The sequence below is a fragment of the Blautia stercoris genome, assembly GCF_054657695.1.
Map to the genome: position 1 here is coordinate 1618916 of NZ_BAAHYF010000001.1, position 16859 is coordinate 1635774.

Sequence of the window (16859 nt, forward strand, 5' to 3'; positions counted from 1 at the left end):
CTTAAATAGAGTAACAAAAAATCCATAAAAAGTCAAATCTTTTAACGTCCGTAATTCACGGACTTTGTGCCATTTAAAGATGTTTTTTTTACGTCTTTATGCTATACTGAAACTGCTTTGTTGTACTAATACAATATTAATTATTCTACAATTTTTCAAAGACTTTTTCTCACTCACAAAAGTCTTTGTTGGGAGGACATCTATGGATACTTTTACCTTTATTCTTGAAATTATCGGCACAATTGCATTTGCATCTTCAGGTGCAATGATCGCCATCGAAAAAAAAATGGATATTTTTGGCGTAAACATTTTAGGAGCGACTACCGCCGTCGGTGGCGGAATGATGCGTGATATTATTCTCGGCGTCACTCCTCCTGCTGCATTTTCCAAACCGGTATATGTGTTATTTTCGGTGCTGACTGCTACCCTGCTGTTTACAATTGTCTACACCAATCCTTCTATCTTAGATTCTGGGTTTAAAAGTAAATATTACGATACCATCATGCTTTTATGTGATACGCTCGGACTTGGAATCTTTACTGTAGTCGGGATTCAGGCTGCCGCAAATGTTATGAACAAAGACAATGCCTTTTTCTTTGTTTTTGTCGGAGTATTGACCGGGGTCGGGGGTGGTGTAGTTCGTGATATCATGGCAGGCGAAACCCCTTATATTCTGGTTCGGGAAATTTATGCCTGCGCTTCCATTGCCGGAGGTGCTGCCTGTGTGATATGCCGAAACTCTGTCGGTGAAGCCGCCGGTGCAATTATCGGCTTGATTGTGACTGTCGTCATCCGTCTCCTCGCTTCCTATTTTCATTGGAATTTATGGAGAATCCGCTAATTAGGGGTTTCATTCTTTTTTTCAGAGTGTTATACTCTTAAATTAGAAAATATTTTGAAAAGGAGCGATAACCACTATGAGTAAAGCAGATGAAGTAAGAAAAGCAATGGTAGCTGCGATGAAAGCAAAAGACAAAGAAAGAAAAGACTCTCTGTCCATGCTCTTATCCGCACTGAAAAACAAAGCAATTGATAAAAGAGAAGATTTAACAGAAGCAGAAGAAAATGAAGTTGTCTTAAAAGAAATCAAACAGACAAAAGAAACCTTAGAAATGACTCCTGCTGACAGAACTGATATTATCGAAGAATGCAGCAAACGCATCGCCGTATACGAAGAATTTGCACCAAAAATGTTAAATGAAGACGAAATCAAAACAGTAATCGATGGAGTTTTAAAAGAACTTGAAATTGAAACACCAACCGGAAAAGATAAAGGACGCATCATGAAAGTCCTGATGCCAAAAGTAAAAGGAATTGCAGATGGCAAACTGGTAAATCAGGTACTTGCAGGTATGATGCAGTAATTTCTAATTCAAAATAAAATTCAAAATACTAATTTTCAATTCAAAAAAGACCTCTGAACAATGTTCAAAAGGTCTTTTTCTTTTATTTTTGCCAAATCAGACGGAATGTACTTCCCTTATTAATGGTACTTTCCAGTTCTACTTTTGCTCCCAGATAAGCAGCACCGTGTTTTACAATCGAAAGTCCAAGACCGGTTCCACCAATTTCTTTTGAATGACTTTTATCCACACGATAAAATCGTTCAAATACTCTGCTCTTTTCCGCCGCTGTGATTCCAATTCCGGTATCACAGACAGACAGGCATATCTGATTTCTTGTATTTAATACCGTAACGGTAACACTTCCGCCTTTTTTATTGTATTTAATCGCATTATCACACAGATTAGAAACAATTTCATCTAAAATCGGCAGTACGGTTTCAAGTTCTGCATGTTCACCTTCCATATTCAACTGAACCTGTGCTTTATTAGCAGATTCCTGAAGCCTGCTCAATACATCTTTAGCCAGATTATAGATATCTACTTTCTCTCTCTGATACGGCTGACAATTTTCATCCAGCTGAGAAATTTTTATAATATCATCCACTAAGGTAACCAGTCTCTGTGTCTCATCAAATATCTTTCCTGCAAACTTCCGAACATCTTCCTGTTTTACAAAACCACTTTGAATGATTTCTGCAAAGCCTGAAATCGAAGTCAACGGAGTCTTTAATTCATGAGAGACATTTGCTGTAAATTCCCGTCTTAAAGAATCTCTCTGCATTTTTTCAGTCACATCAATTAAAAGAATCACTGCACCTGCTATCGTTTCTTTGTCAAATACCGGATTTGCACAAACCTGGCAGTAACGTTCTCCCAAATTTAATACGGACTCTACATGTTCTCCACGTAAGACTTTGTCTATTGTCTTCTCAAATGCTTCACTACGATTCAGTGACAGCACACTTTCTTTATCTTTTACCTGTCCGGCATCTAAAAGTTCCAGTGCACTGGCATTACTGGAAAGCAAATCTGTCTGTGTATCGATGACAAGAAGTCCCTCCTGCATCTGCTTTGTGATAATCTGAAATTCTTTCTGCTGTCGTTTTGCATCCGAAAGCTGTTTCTGAATGGTCTTCTGCTGTTTATTAATCTTTGTAATAAATGGAGCCATTTCATCATAAGTATCAATTTCATCCGGATGTTCCAAATCCAGCTCATTTAATGGTGTTACGATATGTTTGGAAAGTCTCGATGCAAAAAATGCTCCTAATAATATCATAAGAACCAGCACGCAGACAGCTGGGAGAATCAGCTGTTTTAACAGAGCAATCACCGTATACTGATCGCTCGAAATACGAAGGATACTATTATCAGACAAACGTTTTGCATAGTAGACCGTCTTTTCTCCTAATGTATCAGACTGTCTGACAGAAGTTCCTGCACCGTTTTTCTGTGCATCCTTAATTTCTTCCCTGTCATTGTGATTCGACATATCAAAAGCGTCTGCTTTATTATCAAAAATAACCGTTCCATCCTCCGCAATCCAGGTCACCCTTGCCGAATTTTTTGGAAGCTTCTCAAGTACACTCTCTCCATTTTCCTCTACTGCAAGTTCCAGATAAGATGCTTCTGCTTTTAATTCTTTTTCTAATTGATTCCCAAAAAAATGATATAAAACGCCCATAAGAAATGCCAGTCCTGTCACCATGCAGACTGCAGAAACCAGCATAATTGAGCGGAAAATCCGTTTTGTCATGAAGCTTTTCCTCCTATCTTATATCCTACTCCTCTTACTGTTTTAATACAGTCTCCGGCATCTCCCAGCTTTTGCCTGAGTGTCCGCACATGAACATCTACCGTTCTGCTTTCCCCATCAAATTCATAGCCCCAGATACGGTCTAACAATTTTGACCTTGAAAATACAGTTTCCTGTTCAGAAAGCAGTACGCACAGCAGTTCAAATTCTTTTAAAGTAAGTGAAATTTCTTTTCCGTCCACACTCACAATATGTCTGGATGGACAAACATAGATTTTTCCAAACTGATATTCTTTGACCCTTTCCTGTTCCTCCGGATCGCTTCGCCTTAATGCAGCACGCACTCGTGAAATCAGTTCCATCATACGAAACGGCTTTGCGATATAATCATCCGCTCCACTGTCGAGACCTAATACTGTATCATATTCGCTTCCCTTTGCAGTCAGCATAATAACAGGCAATTTTTTGGTCTGGCTTGTATTTTTAATTTTCTTCAAAATACTAAGTCCATCCTCTTCCGGCAGCATAATATCAAGCAAAAACAGGGATGGAATCTCCTGCTGCATTGCCTTCCAAAATTTAGATGGGCGTTCAAAGCTTTCTGTTTCAATCCCCTGACTGTTTAATGTGTATGTGACCAGTTCTCTTATATTTTCATCATCCTCTACCAGATAGACCAACCCTTTCACCTCATTCCTATCTGTCTGCTATATGATGTTCATTACTCTTATGCACACCGGTAATAGAATACTGTACCCATTCTGCAACATTAACTGCGTGGTCGCCAATTCTCTCAAAATATTTTGCTGCCATTAAAATATCAATTGCCGCTCTTGGGTCATTGTTTTTTCCCTGAATTTCCTGAATCAGTTCTTCTCTTATTTTATTAAATAAATCATCTACGATATCATCTGATTCAATAACTTTTTCTGCAAGCTCCAAATCATTTTTTACAAACGCATCAATGCTTTTTGTTACCATGTCAATCGTTGCCTTTGCCATATCATGAATCTGAACTTTACTCGCAATACTGCTGTTTACAATATAAGGAGTCAAGTCAGAAATATCTGCCGCCTGGTCGCCGATTCTTTCCAAATCAGAAATCAGTTTTAAGGCAGCCGAGATAACACGTAAATCTCTTGCTACCGGCTGTTGCTGAAGCAGAAGTCTCATACAGATATCTTCAATTTCTCTTTCTTTTGCATCTACTTCACTCTCAAGTGCTGCCACTTTATGCAAAGTATTCTCTTCCTGAACTTCTAAAGAAGACGCAGCCAGTGTGATTGCCTGCTCGCATAAACTTCCCATTTTAATTAATTCCACATGCAGTTTTTCCAATTGCTGGTCAAATCTTGTACGCATATCAACCAAACCTCCCTGTAATATAATCCTCTGTTCTCTTATCTTTCGGCATAGAGAATAATTGTTCTGTTTCACCAAATTCTACGATTTCCCCTAAAAGGAAAAATGCAGTTTTATCAGAAATACGGGCTGCCTGCTGCATGTTATGCGTAACCATTACAATTGTATACTCTTTCTTTAATTCCATTGCCAGTTCTTCGATTTTGGAAGTTGAAATTGGATCAAGGGCACTGGTCGGCTCGTCCATTAAAAGTACTTCCGGCTGAACTGCAAGTGCTCTTGCAATGCAAAGTCTCTGCTGTTGTCCACCGGACATTCCAAGTGCATTGGATTTTAAACGATTCTTTGTCTCTTCCCAGATGGCAGCATCACGCAGGGATTTTTCTACGATATCATCCAGTTTGGATTTGGAACGGATTCCATGAGTGCGCGGTCCATAAGCAATGTTATCGTAAATACTCATTGGAAATGGATTTGGCTTCTGAAATACCATTCCGACACGTTTTCTAAGCAGATTGACATCCATCCTTCCGTAAATATCTTCTCCATCCAGCAAAACCTGTCCATCAATCCGGCATCCTTCTACCAAATCATTCATACGATTTAATGATTTCAAAAGCGTCGATTTTCCACATCCGGACGGTCCGATAAATGCTGTAATTTCATTTTGCGGAATCTTAATATTTATATTTTTTAATGCCTTAAAATCTGAATAATACAAATCCAGATTTGAGACTTCTATTTTCTGATTTTTTTTCAATTCCATTTCCGTTATTCTTTCCCTTTCGTAAGTTTCTTTGCTATTTTTCCGGAACCCCAGTTAATCAGCAGAACAAAAATTAACAGGACAACGGATACTGCATACGCCTGATTCATATATAAACCTTCTCTGGAAAGATTGTACATGTGTACTGCTAAAGTTGAACCAGAACCCATGATGCTCGACGGCACTTCTGCCACCGCACCTGCGGTATAAATCAAAGCTGCTGTTTCTCCAATGATTCGTCCGACTGCAAGAATAACACCGGCTAAAATACCGGGAATTGCACTTGGAAGTACAATTTGAAATACCGTTCTGAGTTTTCCTGCTCCAAGTCCGAAACTTCCTTCACGAAAGGAATCCGGAACGGATTTTAATGCTTCTTCCGTCGTTCTCATAATCAGCGGAAGAATCATAATTGACAATGTCAGAGCACCTGCAAGTAAAGAATAACCCCATTTTAATGCGGTTACAAAAAACAATGCACCGAACAGACCATATACGATAGATGGAATTCCGGAAAGTGTCTCTGTCGTCAGACGAATAATTTTTACAAATTTATTTCCTCTTTTTGCATATTCCACAAGGTAGATTGCGGAAAAAATACCAAGCGGCACTGCAATGACCAGTGATAATATCACAATAATTAACGTATTAATGATAGATGGAAGCATGGAAGCATTTTCACTTGTATATTTCCATGCAAATAACTGTGGTGTCAGATTCGGAATTCCATGAACCAAAATATAGACAATCAGGAAAAATAAGACTAAAAAGGTTAAAGCGGCTGATGCAAAGACCAGACCTTTTAAAATACCGGCACTGATTTTCGCTCCCTGATGTTCTTTTTTATGCATGACCACTTTCCCCCTTATTTAATCTGGCAACGCAGAAGTTAATAATTAAGATAAATACAAATAATACCACGCCTGTTGCGATTAATGCTTCTCTGTGTAAATCTGCTGCATATCCCATTTCCAGTACAATGTTTGATGTCATGGTTCGGACACCTCTTAAGATTCCGGCAGGCATACGTGCCTGATTTCCTGCTACCATTACAACTGCCATAGTTTCACCGATTGCACGACCGATTCCAAGTACCACACCTGCAATCAGACCGGATTTGGCAGCCGGAAGCACAACGAAAAACAGACTTCTTTCTTTTGTTGCGCCAAGTGCCAGAGAACCTTCATAGTAATTGGAAGGTACTGCACGGATTGCAGATTCCGTCACCCCGATAATCGTCGGAAGAATCATGATTCCAAGCAGGATAGAAGCACTTAAAATACTGCTTCCGTTTCCTTTGTGGAATAAATTGCGAATCAGTGGAACTAACATCATTAAACCAAAGAAACCATATACAACCGATGGGATTCCGGCCAATAAGTCAATTGCCGATTTAAAAAAACGATATACTTTTTTTGGACAGTAGGAAGCCATAAATACAGAAGTTAAAATTCCAATCGGAACTCCGATTAAAATTGCACCTGCGGTTACATAAATACTTCCCATAATCATCGGAAGGATTCCGTAAATATTATTTCCCGGTTTCCACATCGTTCCTAAAAGAAACTTGAAAATTCCAATTTCTTTCATCGCCGGAATTCCGTTTACAAACAAAAACAGACAAATCAAAGCGACTGCAAGTACGGATGCACATGCGGCGATAAAAAACACCGCATGCATCACCTGTTCTTTATATTTTTTCATTCTGTTCACCCTTTTAACCTTCTTCAGGCTACTGATTCTTTCTTAAGTCTTCTTTACTGAAGCGCCTCATCCCATGTAAGCACATCACCTGTAAAGATGGATTTTACCTGATCAGAACTCAGTTCATCAGTCGGGTTATCATTGTTTACGACTACTGCAATACCATCCATTGCAATAACAGTTGGTGTCAGACCTGCTTCTTTTTCAGAATCTTTTAATTCTCTGGAAGCCATTCCGATATCACATACACCATCAATTGCATTCTGCATACCTGTTGTAGAATCACTTGTCTGGATTTCTACTTCTACATCACTGTTAACTGCCTGATAAGCTTCTTTTAATTTTTCCATTACAGGAGATACAGAAGAAGAACCTGCAACAACAACTTTTCCGCTTGCTCCATTTGATTTATAATCACTCACATCATCAAGAGGGATGTATTTGTTGTCTTCCACTACTTTCTGTCCTTCTGTACTTAAAATAAAGTCTTCAAAATCCTGTGCTGCGTCACTTAAATCCTCTTTTGTTGCAATGTTAAACGGTCTGGAAATTTTATAACTTCCATTTTTGATGTTTTCTGCTGTTGCTTCGCTTCCATCAACTTTAACTGCTTTTACGGAATCATCTAAAGAACCGAGCGAGATATAACCAATTGCGTATTCATCCTGTGCCACGGTAGACATCATAACAGAAGTACTGTTTGTGATATTTGCTTCTTCTGTTGTCATATCTACTTTTTCTCCGTTTACTTCTTCTTCAATTCCGAATAATTCTACGAAAGCCCCTCTTGTACCAGAACCATCTTCTCTTGATACAACTGTGATGTCTCTTGTATTATCCCAGTCACTGCCCGCATCGGCACTGCTCTCTGTTTTTGCAGTTCCATCTGTACTTCCACTGTTGTCTGTTCCTGAATTACTGCTTCCACATGCTGTCATTGCTGCTGCCATAATTCCTGTAATTAATAATGCTGCTAATTTTTTCTTCATAATTAAATTCTCCTTGCTTTATAATTTTTATCTTTTTTAGTATTGCTCTCATTTACGAGTCTCAGTATAAAAAAGCAAAGTAAAATATAAAATCTGTCTCATGTTAAATTTTGGTAAAAAAAGAAGTTGTTAAAATTCCTCTTTTAACAACTTCTCTTCTATAAAAATTATGTTTTTTATTTTCCCTGCATTCGTTTAATTACTTTTAACCTTGTAAATTCTTCTCTCTCTTTTTCTTCGAGTGCATTGCTGATGGATTTTGTCAATTCTTCATATTTCGGAATTGTGATATTCTTCAGCGCATTGGCTCTTTTCTGGGTTTTCTTAATATTAATTGCCAGACGATAGGCTGCATTTTCCACCGCAGAAAGACGAATCGTCAGCTGTTTTACTTTTTCAAACGCTGACTTTGCTTCATCAAGAGAAGCCTTTGTTCCATAATAAGCATAAGTTGGCGCATTGGATGACTCATTCGCCTGAACTAATGGAATCTCTGTTCCCATAACACTTCGGGTCTTAATCTGAATCGAATCTTCCACCGGAACAGTTCTTGAAATTTCCTGTACATAGCTGATTCCAATATCCAAATTTGCTCTCTGAAGTGCCGAATAAGCCGTACGAAATGTGACATCAATCTGTGACTGGATATCTTTTGCCTGGTCTACTAACTCCATCAGTTCTTTAATTAAAATATTTCTTTTTTTGTCCATCAAATCAAAGCCCTGTTTGGATAAAGCGAGAGAATTTTTTGCCAGTATCAGATTTCCTTTGGTTGGAAAGGTATTCGGATCCATAACATCACCTCTTCTTTATGCATTCTCTTCCGGATGATAGTATTTATCCAGTATCTTCGTGTCAATACGGTCGAGCTCATCTCTTGGAATCATTCCAAGCAGTTTCCATCCGAGATCCAGGGTTTCCTGAATACTTCTGTTTTCATCCGGTCCCTGACCGACAAACTGTTGTTCAAATGCATTTCCAAATTCCAGATATTTTTTATCGAGCGGTGAAAGTTCATCTTCACCAATAACAGATGCAAGTGCTCTGGCATCTCCTACTTTTGCATAACAGGAAAACAGCTGGTTTGCTACATCCTGATGGTCTTCTCTCGTATAACCTTCACCGATACCATCCTTCATCAGACGAGACAGGGATGGAAGGACATTAATCGGCGGATAAATTGCCTGCCCATGAAGCTGACGCTCGAGTACAATCTGACCTTCTGTAATATACCCGGTTAAGTCAGGGATTGGATGCGTAATATCATCATTTGGCATTGTAAGAATCGGAATCTGTGTAACCGAACCTGTTCCACCTCTTACAATTCCTGCACGTTCATAAAGGGTTGCCAGTTCACTGTACAAATAACCCGGATAACCTTTTCTTGATGGAATCTCTCCTTTTGAAGAAGAAACCTCTCGCATCGCTTCCGCAAAAGAAGTAATATCAGTAAGAATGACCAGAATGTGCATGCCTTTCTCAAATGCCAGATACTCTGCCGCAGTAAGTGCAACCTTTGGTGTAATCAATCGCTCTACTACTGGGTCATTTGCCAGATTCAGATACATGACTACGTGGTCCGCAACACCGCTCTCCTCAAAAGTTCTGCGGAAAAATTCTGCTACATCATATTTTACGCCCATTGCCGCAAATACAATTGCAAATTTCTCATCACTGTCCCCACCAAGAGAAGCCTGTTTTACAATCTGTGCTGCAAGCTGATCATGTGGAAGTCCGTTTCCTGAGAAAATCGGAAGTTTCTGTCCACGAATCAGGGTTGTCAAACCATCAATCGCAGAGATACCTGTCTGAATGAAGTTTCTCGGATACTCTCGTTTGACCGGATTTAACGGCAGACCATTAATATTTAATTTCATTTCCGGAATCACCGGGCCAAGATCGTCAATTGGTTTTCCGATTCCGTTAAAGGTTCGCCCAAGGATGTCCGGAGATAATTCTACTTCCATCGGATGTCCGGTCAATTTTGTATGGGTGTTTAACAGAGACATGTTTTCTGTTCCTTCAAATACCTGAATGACAGCTTTATCCTCATAAATTTCTACAATACGCCCGATTTTTTTTGTACCGTCATCTACTTTAAATTCTACAATTTCATCAAAGGCTGCATCCTGCACCCCTTCGAGCACAACCAGAGGGCCGTTGATTTCACTTAAGCCAAGATATTCGATTGCCATTCCGTTCCCTCCTTATCCATTCTTTTCCATGACTGTATCATAGAAATCATCTACTGCTTTTTGATAATCATCCATCATCTCTAACTTATCGTTTGGTACATCATATTTAATAGAGATTACTTTTTCAAAAATGTTTTCCCGACGAAGTACAGACATCGGCATCCCCATTGCAATCAGACTTCTGCATTTTTGATTTAAATACAAAATAATTTCCATCATCTTAAACTGCTTCTCCAGAGAAACACAGGTATCATCCGGATGAAATGCATTCTGCTGTAAAAATCCAAGACGAATCACTCTTGCAATCTCAAGGGTCAGCTTCTGGTCGTCCGGAAGTACATCACTACCAATCAATTTTACAATTTCCATCAGACTGCTTTCCTGATTCAAAATTGCCATTAATTTATTTCTGTCATCCACAAATTTGGGTGAAACATGTTCTCCATACCAGTGTGCCAAATCATTTAAATACTCACTGTAACTGGTCAGCCAGTGGATTGCCGGAAAGTGTCTTGCATAAGCAAGGGATTTATCCAATCCCCAGAAACAGCGCACAAATCGTTTTGTATTTTGTGTAACCGGTTCAGAGAAGTCACCGCCCTGAGGAGAAACCGCTCCGATAATTGATACCGAACCTTCTGTTCCATTTAAGTTCTGCATCATGCCGGCTCTTTCATAGAATGCAGACAGTCTTGATGCCAGATAAGCAGGGAACCCCTCCTCTGCCGGCATTTCTTCCAGTCGTCCGGACAGCTCTCGAAGTGCCTCTGCCCATCTTGAAGTGGAATCCGCCATGATTGCCACATCGTATCCCATATCACGGTAATATTCAGCAAGCGTGATTCCGGTATAAATAGAAGCTTCACGTGCTGCAACCGGCATGTTTGAAGTGTTCGCAATCAGGGTGGTACGTGCCATCAGTGCATTTCCCGTTTTTGGGTCATGCAGTTTTGAGAAATCCTCCAAAACCTGAGTCATTTCATTTCCACGTTCTCCACATCCAATATATACAATAATGTCTGCATCGGACCACTTTGCAATCTGATGCTGGGTCATCGTCTTTCCTGTTCCAAATCCTCCAGGTACTGCCGCTGTTCCGCCTTTTGCAATCGGAAACAACGTATCCAAAATTCGCTGTCCGGTGACAAGCGGAACCGTTGCCGGATATCGTTTGCTTGTCGGTCTCGGAATACGAATCGGCCATTTCTGGGCAAGCTTCAATGGATATTCACTTCCGTCTGTTTGTTCCACTACCGCAAGGATTTCGCTTACACTATATTCCCCATTTGGAAGAATTTTCTTAATCTTTCCTTCTACTTTCGGAGGTACCATGGACTTATGCATAATCGAAGCCGTTTCCTGTGTCTGTGCAAAAATGGTTCCTCCGTGGACTTCATCACCCTCTTTTACCAGAAATTTTACATTCCATTTTTTCTCTGTATCCAGCGAATCAACCTGCATCCCTCTGGAAATATATTTTCCGGACTGTTCTGCAATAACAGAAAGCGGACGCTGAATACCATCAAAAATATTGTCTAAAATTCCAGGTCCTAATGTGACTGAAATAGCATCTCCGGTTGCAGTTACCGTTTCTCCGGGTTTTAATCCACTTGTCTCCTCAAAGACCTGAACAGTCGTTGTATCTTTTGTCAGCGCAATGACCTCTCCTACCAGATGTTCTTCTCCCACATAAACCATTTCGGACATCTTAAATCCGGTATTTCCTTTCAGGTAAATGACGGGGCCATTAATTCCATATATGATTCCTGTTCTACTCATTTAGCAGCCCTCCGTCAAAATTAAATTCTTCTTTTTCACTTTCAAACATTGTTAAAAATGTCTGGTCAATCAGTATATTCTTCGCAGGAATCACTGCTCTCATTCCTCCCATAAACGGTTCTTCTGAAAGTTGAATGGAAATCCCTGTTTCTGCCTCTATACTTTCTTTTAAATTTTCATCTATTTTTGATAAATAAATCTGAATCTCATCTGAATCTGCAATGTTTTGTGCTTCTTTTATCTTTTCCTCAAGCCACTTTGGATAATCACTGCTCTTACGAAAAATTTCCAGCTTTGCCTGCAGATCAATAAAAATTTTTTCTCTTAACTCCTGCTGTTTCTTTGACAGTTTTCGTTTAATGTGAAGCTGCTCTGCAGATAATGCTTTATTAATTTCACGCTTTGCATTTTCCGTTTCCAGTTTCAGACGAAGCTCGGCACTTTTTTCTTTTTCTTTTTTATGTTCTTCAAACATATCATCAAGTGCCCTTCTATATTCTTCAAGTGCCTTCTGTGCTTCTTCCCTGGCACTCTCCATCGATACATCATAAAAATGCTGCAGTTTTTCTTCCGTTGTCATGTCCATCACCTTCTTATTTCTGAATCATTTATAATTTTAGACCGATTGCTTCATTTACATAAGATAAAATAAAATCTTCTGCTCTTCCGGTACCATGTCTGTCCGGAATCTCAACAAGAAGCGGCAGGCGATGGTTCAGACGCACATCATCAATGATTTCCGGAAATTCACGGCCAAACTTCTCAGTCAGAAGAATAATGCCATTTTCCTTATTTGCGATAGCATCTTCCAGTGCCCTTCTAAGTTCCTCCCGCTCATGTACCACAACACCCTCTACTCCTGCCAGTCTCATACCGGTGTAGGTGTCAATATTATCACTGATTAAAAACATTTTCATAAATGCCCGCTCCTTTCCCATTCTATCCTGCCGCTGTTTTTAGTCCAATTTAACCAAGACGTCCTAAAATCATGAAAGAAATAATCAGACCATAAAGTGCAATACCTTCTGCCATGGCTACGAAAATCATAGATTTACCAAATAAAGAACCATCTTCGCTGATTGCTCCAAGTGCTGCACTTGCTGAACTTGCTACCGCAATACCGGAACCGATACCGGAAAGACCGGTAACGAGTGCTGCACCGATGTAGCCAAGACCGGTTGCAAGACCAGATGCTGCTGCGTCAGATGCTGCGTTTGCTGTCACTGTTCCGCCAAGCATAACAACAGTTGCCACAAGTAAGGTTCCAAAGAAAAAGAAACAATTCACCCCAAGAGATGTTTTATAACGTTTTCTGTTTTTCTCTCCAAGAAAAAATGCTCCAAATGGAAGAATAATGCTTAAAATTAATGCTGCTGCAATTGTAATTTGAATAATACCTGTCATAATAAAAGTCCTCCTTGCTCTCGCTTCTGTTTTTACTTAATGATTTGTTTTTACTTAATGATTTGTTTTTACATTTTTTAAAAATGGCTTAAATTCACGTCCACTGCCCTTATAAAAGCGGCTGAACATTTCATAATATTCCAGACGAAGAACCTGAATTCCTACAATCAGACCTTCCATAGCACATACAAATGCATTTCCAAGAATAATAATCAGCCAGTTGATACTGCCTCCGCTCTCTGCTCCCGCAAGCATCAATACAACTCCCATCATTGCGGCATGGCTGACTGCAAATGCCCCCACACGCACGAAAGAAAGTGTATTCGAGAGATAACTTAACATTACCTCAAACAACTCAAAGAAACTTTGAACAAAATACATTGCTTTTCCGCCCTCAATTGCCGGTGTTTTCTTTTCCACAATACGGGTCAACGGCTCTTTTAACATAATTAAAATCAGAGGAATTACAAACATTACAACTAATACTACTGTTGCCGGAAGTGCATGTCCTGTGATATAAAGTAAAATCGTAACGGTCAATGCGCCATAAAATACCAATCCACAGATTGCATTCTGGCTGAAAATTATATTTTCGATATCTCGACTTCTTACTGCATTGATAATGTTAAATATCATCGTAAGCAGAATCAGGAACATACCAAATACAATTGCAACTACGAATACCGTATTCATATTTCCAAGACCCGGTATCAACAGCATTGCCTCCGATGGTTTCAGCCACAAGGCGGGGATTAAATCCTCAAATCCAAAAAAACTTCCATACATAAAACCAAATATCGTAGAGAACACACCTGCACAGCCGATAATCGCTGCCAAATCCATGTTTTTAACTTTATAAAGGATGAGTCCACCGATTGCTAATAATAATCCCTGTCCGACATCTCCGAACATCGCCCCAAAAATAAAGGAATAGGTAATTGCCACAAAGATTGTTGGGTCCATCTCGTTGTAGGCGGGAAGTCCATACATCTTAATATACATTTCAAATGGCTTAAATATCTTCGGATTTTTCAGTTTTGTAGGCGGTTGAACATTGATGTTATACTTATCATCTTCAATAATACAAAACAGATTTGCATCATTTTCAATTTCTTTTGCAAATGCGATAGAATCTTCTTCCGCCATCCATCCGCATAAAATATAAAACGTTTCGTGATGCTCTTTTACGCAGGCCGCCACTTTACGTACATCAAAGTTAACCGACAGTGCACTTAATTTCTCTTTTGCAGAAAAAACAGATACTGCATCTTTTTTCAACAATTCAGAAGCCTGGCTCTTATATTCTGCAATTTTCTTATCTACTGCATTTAACTCTACCCTTAACTTATCGTAGATTTCCTGTGGAGTTCCATAGTAATAATCTTTCTTTAAATAAATTCGTTCAAAATGCAGAGAAGAAAAAACTGCATCGACTTCTTCCATCCTGGTCCACGGCACAAAATAAACACCCCACACATACTCATCTTCGTGGCACGGATAAAACCAAGTGTCCAGACTATCATATACATAAGTCTTAAACTTTTCATAGTATTCTCTGGCAATTCTTCCAAACCTCACCTGCACAAAACGATAATGCACCAGCTGGTCAATATCGCCTGGAAGTTTTAAAAACGGACTGACCAGATTTAAATCTTCTACTATTTTCGTTCGTTTTTTGTTTTCTTCTTCACACTTTACATTAATTTCCGACAGCTCACTTCCAAGTCTGTCAATCAATTCCGTGGCTTCTTCTAAAGAGATATCCCGTAATTTCAGCTGTTTTTCCTCTCCAAGAAGTCCCGTAAATTCTTCTGCTTTTGCAAGCACCTCTTTATACGGATTAATCTGTATAAAAGGAGACAGGTTTTGTACCTGATTCAGCTGTGCCATTGCATTTTCCAGATGAATCTCATATTTTGCCAGATATTGGTTAACCACTCGGTCAATATCAGCCTTCGGACCAGTAATGCTTAAGAACTTCATTTTCTCAATCATGTCTGCTACCTCCGGTTTAATTTCTATGAATATATTCCAATGTCTCAGCCGGAGCCAAACCATAGCGGATACACTCGATTGCTGTTGTCAGCCGATCCACCTCATGCTCCTTATGATAAAAGTAGGAATATATCATGATTACAGAATGTGGATACTTTCTTGCTTCCGTCTCTAAAATCGTCCTCATGCTGAAATTATAATATTCTTCCAGCTTATCAGGTGTCAGTTCCGGATAATGCTTTTTATATGCCGTAGTATCAAGTACCCTGCGAAACTCCTCCTCATCCACAGCTTCTACAAGTTCTGTAATTTCTTTTGTTGAAAGTTTGTAACGCACCGGACTGAGCAACGCATAAATATCTGCCGGTGCCATGTGGTAATATTTCTTGGAACGATAAATCCACTGCAGATTTAACATATCGAATTTATTACCATAAGCCTTTATAATCTCTTCTAAATCTCTCTTCTTAAACAGTTTATCTTTCATTCTCCAGATATTTGCAAAATAATACTGGTCAAGCGCCATTCCATAATCAAACAACAATGGATGATACTCCTGTCCAATCCTTGAAAGCGGTGCATAATACTCTGTTCCTTTTAAATTAGAAACAAATTCTTCAACCGTCGCTGATTTGGTCAGTTTCTCTAAATTTAATTTGGAATGTTTATCAAAGAAATCCTGAAACAGTGATAAATCAAGTCCATCTCCACTTCCATCAAAGATTTTTCTCAGACAGTCCTTCATAACCGCAATTTCATATCGCTTAAAATACAAATCCATAAAGGTTCTCTGCGATGGATTTGCGAATCGGTAAATCTTTGCAAAATTTTGATGGATGGTATGGGTCAGAAGTTTTTCAATCTCTCCACGATGCAGACTGCTTTCATCGAGATCCGCCCACAGCTTTGCAAATCCAGGCTGTCTTTTTAAATATGCAACTACCTGTGTCACGGATTCCATCTGTGCGATTTCCTGATATTGTTTTTCTGTCATCAGCCGGCTCTGCATCGCTCGGATTTTTGTTGAAAGACCACTGTAAGATAACAGAGTTCCCATAATATCACATCCTTAATATTTTGTCGTATAACTCCTGCACCATTGCCTCGACACGCTGTTCGTATCCGGCTTCCATTTTTTTTAAGGTTGCCTCCGTCTGCTGTTTCTGTAAAAGCAGTTCCTGCTCCATATCCACTTCAAGCCCTTTTCGTATCCCCTCCAATTTTTCTTCTGTCTTTTTGTCCACCTCATCATCAAAGGCTTTTATCCTGGCTTCATTTTCTAAAGAAAGGCTTTTTTTCTCCTCCACCACATTTTCCATTATTTTGGAGGCAGCCAATTCTATTTCTGCCAGCTTACTAATTACATCATCCATGCAAGCTCCTCCTTGTTTTAAGTGAAATCTTAAGTTAAACTATTTTTTAACTATATTCTACTACTTGTCTCCTATCATACACTATTTTCAGAAAAAATCCATAGATTTTCTATTAAATCATATATGTCTTTTTGACTATCTTTTTATATCTTCTCAAATGTCCGCAAAGCCTTATTTTATAGGCTCTACG

At 39.2% G+C, this 16859-nt stretch carries 18 protein-coding genes; 2 read left to right on the forward strand and 16 right to left on the reverse strand.

The window, feature by feature from the left end; genetic code table 11:
• The first annotated feature begins 202 nt into the window (after nt 1-202).
• Nucleotides 203-841, forward strand: a complete 639-nt coding sequence (locus ACYQ2D_RS07815) for a trimeric intracellular cation channel family protein (RefSeq protein WP_022303147.1) — start codon at nt 203-205, stop codon at nt 839-841.
• 76 nt (nt 842-917) lie between these two features.
• A complete protein-coding gene (locus ACYQ2D_RS07820; protein WP_022303148.1) occupies nt 918-1364 on the forward strand; it encodes a GatB/YqeY domain-containing protein in 447 nt (148 codons plus the stop codon).
• An 82-nt stretch (nt 1365-1446) separates the two neighbouring features.
• Here ACYQ2D_RS07820 and ACYQ2D_RS07825 read toward each other — a convergent pair whose 3' ends face one another.
• The 16 genes from ACYQ2D_RS07825 to ACYQ2D_RS07900 form a co-directional block, all read right to left on the reverse strand.
• Nucleotides 1447-3102: a sensor histidine kinase gene (locus ACYQ2D_RS07825; protein ID WP_459785055.1), complete on the reverse strand. Its 1656-nt coding sequence runs from the start codon at nt 3100-3102 to the stop codon at nt 1447-1449.
• The gene (locus tag ACYQ2D_RS07830) at nt 3099-3782 is read right to left on the reverse strand and encodes a response regulator transcription factor (RefSeq protein WP_118701375.1); all 684 of its coding nucleotides are present in this window, start codon (nt 3780-3782) and stop codon (nt 3099-3101) included. The genes ACYQ2D_RS07825 and ACYQ2D_RS07830 overlap by 4 nt, the downstream gene beginning before the upstream one ends.
• A gap of 16 nt (nt 3783-3798) precedes the next feature.
• Nucleotides 3799-4464, reverse strand: a complete 666-nt coding sequence (phoU, locus tag ACYQ2D_RS07835) for a phosphate signaling complex protein PhoU (RefSeq protein WP_118701374.1) — start codon at nt 4462-4464, stop codon at nt 3799-3801.
• A 1-nt stretch (nt 4465) separates the two neighbouring features.
• Nucleotides 4466-5230, reverse strand: coding sequence for a phosphate ABC transporter ATP-binding protein PstB (gene pstB / locus ACYQ2D_RS07840; protein ID WP_459785056.1), 765 nt, complete (start codon nt 5228-5230; stop codon nt 4466-4468).
• A gap of 5 nt (nt 5231-5235) precedes the next feature.
• A complete protein-coding gene (pstA, locus tag ACYQ2D_RS07845) occupies nt 5236-6081 on the reverse strand; it encodes a phosphate ABC transporter permease PstA (RefSeq protein ID WP_118701373.1) in 846 nt (281 codons plus the stop codon).
• The gene (gene pstC, locus ACYQ2D_RS07850; RefSeq protein WP_459785058.1) at nt 6074-6934 is read right to left on the reverse strand and encodes a phosphate ABC transporter permease subunit PstC; all 861 of its coding nucleotides are present in this window, start codon (nt 6932-6934) and stop codon (nt 6074-6076) included. Before pstC ends, pstA begins: the two co-directional genes overlap by 8 nt.
• Before the next feature lie 53 nt (nt 6935-6987).
• The gene (locus ACYQ2D_RS07855; RefSeq protein WP_117456974.1) at nt 6988-7923 is read right to left on the reverse strand and encodes a substrate-binding domain-containing protein; all 936 of its coding nucleotides are present in this window, start codon (nt 7921-7923) and stop codon (nt 6988-6990) included.
• A 176-nt stretch (nt 7924-8099) separates the two neighbouring features.
• Entirely contained in the window at nt 8100-8717 is a 618-nt protein-coding gene (locus ACYQ2D_RS07860) for a V-type ATP synthase subunit D (RefSeq protein ID WP_459785059.1), read from the reverse strand.
• Nucleotides 8718-8732: 15 nt separating this feature from the next.
• Entirely contained in the window at nt 8733-10118 is a 1386-nt protein-coding gene (locus tag ACYQ2D_RS07865; RefSeq protein ID WP_022303157.1) for a V-type ATP synthase subunit B, read from the reverse strand.
• A 12-nt stretch (nt 10119-10130) separates the two neighbouring features.
• Entirely contained in the window at nt 10131-11897 is a 1767-nt protein-coding gene (locus tag ACYQ2D_RS07870) for a V-type ATP synthase subunit A (RefSeq protein WP_117456975.1), read from the reverse strand.
• Entirely contained in the window at nt 11890-12477 is a 588-nt protein-coding gene (locus ACYQ2D_RS07875) for a V-type ATP synthase subunit E (protein WP_022303159.1), read from the reverse strand. The genes ACYQ2D_RS07870 and ACYQ2D_RS07875 overlap by 8 nt, the downstream gene beginning before the upstream one ends.
• Before the next feature lie 28 nt (nt 12478-12505).
• The gene (locus ACYQ2D_RS07880; protein ID WP_117457043.1) at nt 12506-12814 is read right to left on the reverse strand and encodes a V-type ATP synthase subunit F; all 309 of its coding nucleotides are present in this window, start codon (nt 12812-12814) and stop codon (nt 12506-12508) included.
• 49 nt (nt 12815-12863) lie between these two features.
• Entirely contained in the window at nt 12864-13301 is a 438-nt protein-coding gene (locus ACYQ2D_RS07885) for an ATP synthase subunit C (protein WP_022303160.1), read from the reverse strand.
• Nucleotides 13302-13355: 54 nt separating this feature from the next.
• Entirely contained in the window at nt 13356-15296 is a 1941-nt protein-coding gene (locus ACYQ2D_RS07890; protein WP_117456976.1) for a V-type ATP synthase subunit I, read from the reverse strand.
• A gap of 16 nt (nt 15297-15312) precedes the next feature.
• Nucleotides 15313-16353, reverse strand: coding sequence for a V0D/AC39 family V-type ATPase subunit (locus ACYQ2D_RS07895; protein ID WP_022303162.1), 1041 nt, complete (start codon nt 16351-16353; stop codon nt 15313-15315).
• A gap of 4 nt (nt 16354-16357) precedes the next feature.
• Complete coding sequence (locus ACYQ2D_RS07900; RefSeq protein WP_117456977.1) at nt 16358-16669, reverse strand: hypothetical protein; 312 nt, start codon at nt 16667-16669, stop codon at nt 16358-16360.
• Nucleotides 16670-16859: the final 190 nt, after the last annotated feature.